Origin of the sequence: Anabaena sp. PCC 7938 (genome assembly GCF_049315035.1) — a bacterium.
Lineage (GTDB): Bacteria > Cyanobacteriota > Cyanobacteriia > Cyanobacteriales > Nostocaceae > Anabaena > Anabaena cylindrica.
The window spans coordinates 4137380-4148529 of the sequence record NZ_CP186034.1 but is presented as its reverse complement, the minus strand read 5'-3'; the positions used below and the strand labels follow the sequence as shown (position 1 = coordinate 4148529).

The following is an 11150-nucleotide window of genomic DNA, read 5'->3' as shown; positions in this document are numbered from 1 at the left end:
TAAAAATAGTGATATTTAATGAGATAAAATTAACCTCAATATAGAAATTTTAAAAAAACATAAGATGTATTATTTTATACTGTCCTTATAAAAAGCGATCGCACTTCACCCGGAATGCGATCGCTTTTAAAGGATTGATAATTATCCTCTCCCTGATTTGCCTAAACTAATTTATGAGTCGAAGGCAAAATTTGCAGCAGTCAAACTAGTGGTGTTAATGCCAGTGAGAATTGCAATGGTTGTACTACCTACCGCGATGCTGTTACCACTTAAGGTTAAATCAGCAAAGTCAAAACCTGCACCTTGACCACCAATACCTAAAACATCAGTACCGATTTCAAAATCAACAATGGTGTTAGCATCACTGGGTAAATCACCAGTGAGTATCCAGAATTGGTCAGCACCAGCACCACCAGATAGCCAGTTATTGCCACCATCTTGGACATAGAATTGATCATCACCGTCACCACCTAAAGCGCGACCGTCTGCACCTAAATAGAAAATGTCATTACCTGTACCACCGGCAAGACGGTAGTTGCTGGCTTCTGTAGCGTCGATTTCATCATTGCTACTACCACCAAAAGAGCGATCGCCATCACTCACAAAAATGGTATCCTGACCACTACCTGTAAAGACGCGGTTGTCACCTACCGAACTGCCACCAATGGGAACATCTACTTCATCATTGCCAGCACCAGTAAATACAGTGTCTTGAATACCGTCGAACTTAACAACTCCATTGACCGAAGCACCTGCAATTAAAGTATCTGCATTGGGACTACCAAACACAAGTTCAGGAACTTCTACAAGGTTATAGGGTAATTCCAAAATACCCAATTTTTCGGGAGTTGTAGTTCCGGCAACGTTGAAATCGTTATCGTTAATTAAAGCTAGAGTGTTGGGTGAAACTAATGCTAAACCCTCTAATTTCTCAACTCCTGTGTAACCCAATTGTGCAGCATTAGCAATCAAACTCTTACTAACGGGAGTAATTCCAGCAGTTACTAACTCAGATGGGGTGAGTTGTTCAATAGTTTTACCAGATGGTAAGTTAAAGTTGGCAGGATTATTGATATTAGTAGCTGTTGCTAAATCAATTTGGTAGATGAGTTTATTAGAAGTGTTATCACTTCTATCATCTCTTTCGACAACTGCAAATTTTCCGTTACCCAAAGAAACAGCATCACCAAGTTTATCTGTTTTTGCAGTACCACTACCTGTAATATCGTCGAGAAGGTAGAGATATTCACCTGTTACCTGTTTAGAAATGATGTCAAATTCCAGAATTCGCAAATTGCGGGAATTTCTAGATGTTGTATCTCCAGCATTATCAGGATTATCAATGGGACTCTGAATAAAAGCATACAGCTTATTACCCTCTAATGCGATCGCTTCAAATCCCCGATTAGCTCGTCTTTGGGAGTAAACTGCTGGTAATACCTCAGTCCCAAAAGTTCCTGCGGCTTGGTCGGGTTCGGGTGCTGTGGCTGTTCCTTGGGGGATAAAACGGTCAAGCAATTTACCGTTAACATCAAAATGGTAAATCGCAGGACGGTATTCATCAACCATCCAATAGTCACCGTTTTCCGCAACAACAATACCCTCTACGTCAGCACCTAAAGGATCATTAGGTAGGACTTGACCATTCAAATCTACACCAATTTCATCGGTGTAAGCTGTGTTTCCTGACCCTGCTTGCAGATTAGGAAGTCCAGTTAATGGTGTTGTTCCATCTGATGCGAATAACCCAGTTCTCTTCGTAATGCTGATTTCACCAGTAGTTTGATTAAGTTCAAAGCTAACTATTTCTGGTTGGAAATCGGGTAATAGAAATGGTCTATTTTGACCTGTGGGTTCTCCATTTGGCCCCCGGTCTGTGTGGGTGACAAATTTCAAGTTACCATTAGCTGCTACTCCTTGGAAATACAACCCAGAGAAGCCACCTAAAAAGATATCTTGACCTGCGGAAGTTGTTCCTAATTTGGGTAGGTTGTCAAATTCGTAATTAGTTAATCTGGGTTGGGCTACAGGGTTGCGGGGGTCGTAACTGGTGGTGTCAATTTTGAGGATATCGGGAAGGGTATTTGCAATATTTTCCCAAGGTACAAATTTAAAGTTGCTATTGACGTTTTCTATTTCCCCATCATCTTCAACGAGTTTAGCTGGGTCGTTGTTACCATCTTGGGTGACAAATAAACCATAGGGGAAATTTGCACCAAGAGGGACGTTGATAACATCTGCACCGTCTGATTCTTGGACGCTATCAATTGCACCGTTGTTACCGATACCAAAACGCCCTAAAAATTCGTTGTTTCCTTCACGGGTGTATGCTGCAAAGGTGTTATCTCCTTGACTGGATGCGATTAAGTAACCTGTCCCGTTAGCACCGTAGTAGATAGTTAGTCCTTCTACGTCGTCTACTAAATTGCTACCACCCAAACTTTTGACTACATCAATCAGTTTACCTGTGTTGCTACCGTTGGGTTCTGCATCAAATTTCCAGATACCGACATTTTCTTGACCAATGTAGAGAAAGCCTGTTTCTTGGTCTACAACCATTCCCTCAGTTTGGGGGTCAATGCCATTAATTGTAGGTACAGTAAATTCTCGGACTAGTTCTGCACCAATTTTACCGTTGCCGATGTCAATTAATTTTAACTGGGCTATATCTCCAGTTTCTCTGCGTCCTGTGAAGACATAGTAATCATTGGTGAAAGGACTGCGATATATTGTGAGTCCGTAGGAACTGCGGGAAGATGGTTCGTAGGGAGGGTCAAAGGGTGCAGCTTGGAAAATTGTGCCGATATTGCTGTCGGTGATATCTTCTAAATAGTTGCCGTTGCTAGAGTTGGGGTTGATTTTGAAGATTACTAGTTTATCATTATTGCGATCGCTTGCAACGGCAATATCAATTGACTCTCCATCCAGTTGGAAACCATATTGCAGGTCGATGTTGTTGTAACGAATTCCACCAGGATTCACTGTTTGCAATAATTCACCAGATAGATCATAAACCCGCAATCCGGCATTTTTGACTGAAGTTAAAACTAAGCTATTCGCAGAATCTTCCGCATTGACGTAGATAGCTGGGTCATCCGCATCTGCATTTTGATCTACTTCAGCCTGTCCTGGGTCTTCATCATCAAATAAATCAGGAGTGGTTTCAACTGTAGGTGCAGCACTAGGAAGTATTTCATAAAAGCTCACAGTATTACTAACTTCATTAGCAACTGTCAGCATTGGTTTAGCATTAGGACTATCTTCAGCAGAAATGAATTTTAAACCTTCAGGACTAACATCACCTTCGGTTCTAATGTACTGGACAAACTCAGGTGCAGTTGGGTCACTCAGATTATAAACCATTACCCCACCACCAGCACGTTCTAAGCCCACAAATCCATAAGTTTTGCCATCAATAACACCAACTACTACACCTTCTGGTTCAGGGCCTTTATTATCTGAACGAGTGTCAAAATCGTCAGGATCTCCGTTGTTTGCATTGAAAAAGGTTGGTGTTTGTTGTGACAAAATTTGTTCAATCTGGTCGCCACTATCGTATACTAATTGACCTTGAGAATTCCAAATGGAGAAAGAACGAGCGCCGTAAGCATAAAGTTGATCAAAATCTCCATCTCCATCTGTATCTCCTAAGGTATTGGTAATGATCAGACGACCCAAATTTTCATCTTTTTGTAATTCAGCAGCATTAGGAAAAGCAGTTGGATCAAGTATGACATCTTTAACCCTTGTTTCTTCATTAAAAATATCACCTTCTCCATCATTAGGTGCAGGTAAAATATCATCACCAGTAGGACGAATGCGAGCATCTCCTTCATTAGCAGTGATGTAGTAAGTGTTGCCACCAATTTGGAAAGAGTTGATAGCATCTGGCTGGTACATCCCAAAAACAGGCCAATTTTGGATATTTATACCATCGTCTCTATCACTAGCATCAATACCATTTCCTGCTAAACTATGGTCTTTAAAACCCAGAGGTACAACGTCGGTAATAGTTCCGCTGGCTATATCAAGAACAGCAACAGCATTATTTTCTTGTAGCGTGATAAAAGCAGTTTGATTATCAGGTGAAACTGCAATATACTCTGGTTCAAAATCTTCAGCTACCGAAGCGTTAAGCCCAAACAGTCTTACTCCTGCTGCTTTTAAAGTTGCTTCTTGCCCATTAAATGCGGTAAAGTCGGCAGTTGTAACTTTACTATTATCTAAATTGGCAATGTCTCCAGAAACATCAATAATACTAACTGAACCTTCAGGGTCAATTGTATAATCTTCATTTGGTTCTCCTTCGTTAGCAACAAGTAATTTGCTACCATCGGGAGTGAAAGTTATCATATCGGGTAAAGACCCTACTATCACTTCTGAAAGTTTAGTGAGAGTCACAGCGTCATAAAAAGCAATTTTACCGGAATCGGTACTATTGTTAGCAGAAATTGCCACAGCAAAAATACTATTTTCTGTTCCTATACCTTTTCTGACTGCGACACTTTGAATTCCGCCACCTAAGCCAGAAAAATCAATGTTGGTAATTTTATTGGGGTCAGTTGGGTTAGAAACATCTACTACTTGAATAACTGGGTTGCCTTCAGATTCACCAATCACGAAAAGGCGTTGAGACTTGGGATCAAAATCAGAAATTTCTGCACCGTCTAATTGAATTGTGCCTATTTGATTAAGTTGAATTGTATTGGTCATGGTAAATATCTGTAATTAAAAGATGAGCATTAGTTAGTTTGTAGTCAAGGATTCAGGACACAGAATGGTTGATATAGCAGGGAAAGGAAACAGAAGAGAAAAATATTCTTCTTCCTTCTTTCTCCTGACTCCTGACTCCTGAATTCTTAGGTTTGTAGTCGGGATTTTAGTCTTTTGAGAATTTTGAGGAAAGGATCAAAACCTTAACTACAAACAAAAACCTATCTCAATAAAATTAAGAACTAAATAACAAAAGGTTAAGAAGTCAAATGTTACAGGATTTTGATATGGAATTTTAAAATGCTACTATTTAAATAGTGATTTTTTGCGTTTGTGAATCAGGCGTTTTTATAGCAATTAGATCCATTAAAAACAGAGGAGGGGAAAGAAAACCTTTCTCTCTCCCCTTACTTTAGGATTTACGCAAAAACTCTCCCAAACTCCTATTCCTCTGCGTTCTCTGCGTCCTCTGCGGTTCGTTTCTCCATAAGACGCTTTTTACAAGAAGGCGAAATTAGCAGCAGTCAAGCTAGTGGTATTAATTCCATTGAGAACTGCAATAGTTGTACTACCCACAGCAATACTATTACCACTCAGGGTCAAGTCTGTAAAGTCAAAACCTGCACCTTGACCGCCAATACCTAAGACATCAGTACCGATTTCAAAGTCGAGAACAGTGTTAGCCGTACCAGGTAAATCGCCGGTCAGAATCCAGAATTGGTCAGCACCAGCAGCACCAGATAGCAAATTACTACCACCATCTTGGACATAGAATTGATCATCACCGTCACCACCTAAAGCGCGACCGTCTGCACCTAAGTAGAAGATATCGTTACCTGTACCACCGGAAAGACGGTAGTCGGTGGCATCAGTAGCATCGAGTTCATCATCACTACTACTACCAAAAGCACGGTCATGATTAGCAACATAAACAATATCAGCACCACTACCAGTAAAGATGCGATTATTACCAGCTAAAATTCCACCAAAAGGGACATCTACTTGATCATTTCCTGCACCAGTGAAAACGATGTCGTTCACTCCATCAAAATTAATTCCAGCTATTAAGCTATCTGCACCGGGAGTCCCGACAACCAAGTTAGATTCTTCAATTAATAGAGTAGGATTAACTTCAAACTGGCTGACAATTTGGGGTTGACGGTTGATAATTTCATCAGGATTTGCTTCTAATTCCTCACGGTTGTAATATTCAATCCCGTAGGTAGTAACAGTCAATTTCTGAGTTACAGGATCAATATCAAACTGAGTCCAACCATAGGTGTGGGTAGCGACATAATCACCTTGTAACAAGGTAGCATCAATCAAACCATCAGCCACAGCCAGATTGTTATTTAAACCAATGGGATCATAACCCAAAGGAGCTAAACCACCATCTATGACTAACTTGATGAAATCATCTTTATCGTTAACGATACTATCAACATCATTAGTGACAGGGAGAGAATCATAAATTGCTTTTTGGTCAGGAGGGAGGAAGAAATTAGCTACAGTTGGACCAAAAGGAGCATCATAAGCAACAGAACCTGTGATAATTTCAAAAGCACCAGTAGCGATTTGTTCCTGACCTGGTGCTAACTGATAGGTGAGATTATTAACTAAAGTCCCGTGAAAATCAGCAGTGACAAAAACAACGTTATCAATATTGTTGTCATTGATGAACTTGAGGATTTCTGTCCGTTCCGCAGCGTAACCTTCAAATCTATCAGCCGCGAGAGCCACACCAATATTTTGTACTGGTTGTGGCATCATAATAAACTTCCAAGTGATGCCATTATTTTGTGCGTCTAATAAATCATTTTTCAGCTCATCAACTTGCACTTTTCCTAACATGGTACGACTAGGATCAAAGGAAGCAGCAAGGAAATTTCCCACTTGAGTTGCATCAGAAGTATCTGTAACATCTGGTAATGCTGCATCACGGAAGGAACGAGCATCAAGAACGAAAGTTGCAGCATCGCTACCGTAGGTATTGTAACGGTAAAGTTTTCGTTCTCCTGCTGTTTTATTATCCCCTGTTTGCCCGTAGAATTGGTCATTAATGGGGTTGTATTCTTGGAAAGCTTGCAGACCGTTTTCATACAATGGTGAGTCATTCTGTAAGCCAGAAGTTGCTCCAAATAAAGCTTGTATATCTGGGTTTGCTGTCGCTAAATCTTCACCACCGTCAAAATTATCAGTAACTTCGTGGTCATCAATTGTGGCTAGGATAGAAGTAGAAGCCCGTAAATCGCCTAAAGTATTTTGTCCGTAGCGTTTACCGTAGACTTCCGCTTGTTTGAGGCGATATTCTTCTAAAGTTGTAACTTGTTCCTTTTCTGTACCATCGGGATTTTTGACAGCGGGAGATGAGGCATCGGCGTAAATTGTATCACCAAATTCTAAGAAGAATTTCAAGTTAGCATCATCAGCATTACTCACTGCTGGATAGGGTGCTAGGTCGCCACGCCAGTCTCCAGAAACACCAAATTTCAAGCCAGTTTGCTGACCTAATGCGGCTGCTGTACTAAATTTACCGATGCTGTTTGAACCAACGCTATCAGTAACGCGATAGTAGTAGTTGGTGTTGGGAGTTAAACCATTAACTGTGACTTTGACTGGTAAATTGATGTCAGTCACATTAGCTGTTTTTGTTCCCGCAATGGTAGTGAAATTGGGGTCAGTGCTATATTCAAATGTGACTTCACCAAGGAAGATACTTTGCGCCCAGAGAACGGTAGAAGTTTGGGTGGTGTCACCACTAGCTATACCATTTACAGGCAGTGGTTGGGCTACGGGGTTGCGGGGGTCGTAACCGGTAGTGTCAATTTTGAGGATATCGGGAAGGGTATTAGCGATATTTTCCCAAGGGACAAATTTGAAGTTGCTATTGACGTTTACTAGTTCCCCATCATCTTCTACTAATTTGGCTGGGTCGTTGTTACCATCTTGGGTAACAAATAAACCATAGGGGAAGTTAGCACCAAGAGGGACGTTGATAACATCTGCACCGTCTGATTCTTGGACGCTATCAATTGCACCGTTGTTACCAATACCAAAACGCCCTAAAAATTCGTTGTTGCCTTCACGGGTATATGCTGCAAATGTATTATCTCCTTGACTGGAGGCGAGTAAGTAACCTGTGCCGTTTGCACCGTAGTAAATTGTTAAACCTTCTACGTCAGCTACTAAATTACTACCACCAAAATCTTTGACTTTATCAATCAGTGTACCTGTGTTGCTGCCGTTGGGTTCTGCATCAAATTTCCAGATACCGACGTTTTCTTGACCGATATAGAGATAACCTGTTTCTTGGTCTGCAACCATTCCTTCGGTTTGGGGGTCAACATCACCAAAGTTAGTGGGAGGAGTAACTGTAAAGTTTCGGACTCTTTCTGCACCGATTTGACCATTACCCAAGTCGATTAATTTTAACTGGGCTATATCTCCAGTTTCTCTGCGTCCTGTGAAGACATAGTAATCATTGGTAAAAGGACTGCGGTACATTGTGAGTCCGTAGGAACTGCGAGAAGATGGTTCGTAGGGAGGTTCAAAGGGTGCAGCTTGGAAAATTGTCCCGATATTGCTGTCGGTGATATCTTCTAAATAGTTGCCGTTGGTAGAGTTGGGGTTGATTTTGAAGATTACTAGTTTATCATTATTGCGATCGCTCGCTACTGCAATATCAATTTTTTCATCACCTAGTTGGAAACCATATTGCAGGTCGATGTTATTGTAACGGATATCTCCTGGATTCACTGTTTGCAATAAATTCCCAGACAAGTCATAAACCCGCACTCCGGCATTTTTAACCGCAGTTAATACTAAGCTATTCGCAGAATCTTCTGCATTGACGTAGATAGCTGGGTCGTCCGCATCTGCATTTTGATCTACTTCAGCCTGTCCTGGGTCTTCATCATCAAATAAGTCAGGACGGGTTTCAACTGTGGGTGTGGCAGTTGGTACTAAATCTGCACTCAATGTTAAAATTTGGGTGAATTGAGTAGCACCAAAATTATTATCACTAACTAGGACAATAGATTGACTACCATCTGCTAATTTGGGACCAAAAGCAATTCCTTCAATGTTATCTACACCTGTGGGATGATTACCATCACTGTTGGGTAAATCCAGATCATTTAAATTCAACAGTAGGCGTTTCTGAGTTGGTTGAATAGCTGCTAGTTGTTCTGCACTTAAACTATTCAAAGAGTTAATGGTGCTAAGGTCAGTTGCACCTTGGAGGGTAACTTCATAGATTTTGATGGTGTTCCCTCTACCTGTGGCAAAAGAACGTTCTAAAGCTAAGAAAGTTCCCCGATTATCAAGTGCTAATAAATCCACCAATCCGTTATCATTGAAGATAGATCCGGTACTGTTAGGATCAGGTGGTTCGGCAATAGGATCTGTGATGTAAAGGTATTCTTTTTCTGGTTGACCTGTTACCAAATTATATTGAATAATCCGAGATAAACTACCATTATCCAAAGTAGCAATTGCACCATCTTGGAAAAGCGCGTTTTCTGTTGCTGTAAATAGGGTTTTTTGATCTGGAGTAATAGTCAAACTTTCAAAAGCTAAATTACCACGCACTCCAGAAAGTTGAGTATCACCAGTATTGATAGTACCGCTACCGTTTGTATCCTCTACCACTGGGAGAAATTTTACAGGTACAGGTAATGATCTAATTTCCTGCCCTGTAGTTAAGCTAAACTCTTTGATGAAAGGATCGGTAACTCTACCTGCATTGAGATTAACTTCACCTTCGGAAGAAATAAATACAGTATTGTTGTTGGTGACAACTATATCTTCAGGGTCAAGACTATTTGTGGCAAAAAAGTTGCCATTTGTATCTTTTAACGGAGTAACTTGAGTGAATGTGACTCCAGTACTATCAATAGTTGCGGGGTTGGTGGTGAAAGTGTAAAAACGAGCAGGTGCATTTTGAGAGCGATCATCAGAAATGGCGTAAAATTGACCTTGAGCCGCGTCGTAAGTAACACCAGACAAACCACCCAATGCAGTCTCTACACCATTGACTATTCCTGCTTCACCACTGGGAATAAAACCTGTAACGAAAGTTGTCTGACCTAAAAATTCGACATCAGGAACTGTATTACCTGCTTCAGTCGCACCAACTTCCACATCTGCAAACACTAAACGATGGTCAGAACTGGGGAAAGGAAAAGTACCAACAGGTGCAAAAGTTGGATCAGTATCTACAGGCCAGAATACTGCTGAGTTAGTAATTTGTAAATCTGATGATGGTAACACATAATCTGCTCGCAGATTTCCGGGAGTTCCATCAGCGAAGTCTGCGGTGTCAAAATAAGGATTACCATTGTGGTTAGCGTTTGCACCACCTTGTAAATCCGCTTGTTGAGGAGCGCCGGCACTGGTAGGGATATAGTTAGTATTAATACCAGCATTTTGTAAAAGCTGTAAAATGGCATTATCAAAACTATCACCATCAAAGGGATCAGCGTTTTGATCACCCATAATCACAAAGCTAGAACCAGCAGTTAAACCGCCTATTGTTCCACCATCATCATAGATATAATCACCTTTACCGGGGGTAATGTAATCTGCCCAAAATCTGATTTCATCATGGTTGCGTTTACCGTTTCTGTCTTCCGCACCATCAAATACTGGGGGTGTAGGATGACTGACTAAAACGTGAACTGTCTTACCATTAATTTGGATGGGTACATCCCAATGACTCTTAGATGATAAACGCAATACTTCTTGTTCTTCTGGGGAGTACCAAGGAGTATCAGAACCAGGAGTAGAAATATTAGGTAATAAAGAGTTTGGCATATCCTTCCATAAGAAATTTTGGAAGGTGCGAACATTGGCAGTATCAATGGGATATTTTGATAACAGCAACATCCCAAATTGTCCGGGAAAATTACCGAAACCAAAGGCATCATTACCGCCACCGACTGTACCATTATTGTCTAAATCAAATCCAGAGACAATACCTGTGTTAGAAGTCGCAATATAAGCGTAAGGATAGTTAACAGGAGTTGCACCATTTTGACTAATTCCTAAATAATTTTGCTGTAATAACTCTACAGGTTGTAAAGGATTAGATGCTACATAATCAAATTCATTAATCAGCAGTATATCTGGGTTAGCGCGTTGGATGATTTCTGCTACAGCTTGGGCTTGAAGGTTATCAGAAGTCGATAAATCTGTTACCAACTGACCCTCAGTGTTACGATTGAGGGAAGCATTGAACTGAGAAAAGCGAACTGTGTAATTAGTTGCCATTATTTCTATCCCTTAGTAAATGCAGATTTGATTTGATTGATAAGAATTATGTGCTGGTAAGTTGGAGATAATGGCCTTAACATATCAGTCAAAAGTTAAGATTGTATTGTCAAAAGTTGAACGTTGTTTAAGAAAAAAAAATTCCTGACTTATGGGAGAAATCAGGA

2 protein-coding genes are annotated in these 11150 nt (G+C 40.6%); both read right to left on the bottom strand.

What is annotated here, in order from left to right; all coding sequences use genetic code 11:
• Nucleotides 1–171: 171 nt before the first annotated feature.
• Nucleotides 172–4713 carry a phytase gene (locus ACOWPH_RS18915; protein WP_015216933.1) on the bottom strand — a complete coding sequence of 1514 codons (4542 nt, stop codon included), beginning with the start codon at nt 4711–4713 and terminating at the stop codon, nt 172–174.
• 498 nt (nt 4714–5211) lie between these two features.
• Complete coding sequence (locus tag ACOWPH_RS18910) at nt 5212–10983, bottom strand: phytase (protein ID WP_015216932.1); 5772 nt, start codon at nt 10981–10983, stop codon at nt 5212–5214.
• Nucleotides 10984–11150 lie beyond the last annotated feature (167 nt).

Excerpts from the sequence above, each read along its gene's own strand:
- ACOWPH_RS18915 (WP_015216933.1), bottom strand. The coding sequence starts at position 4,713 with ATGACCAATACAATTCAACTTAATCAAATAGGCACAATTCAATTAGAC.
- ACOWPH_RS18910 (WP_015216932.1), bottom strand. The coding sequence starts at position 10,983 with ATGGCAACTAATTACACAGTTCGCTTTTCTCAGTTCAATGCTTCCCTC.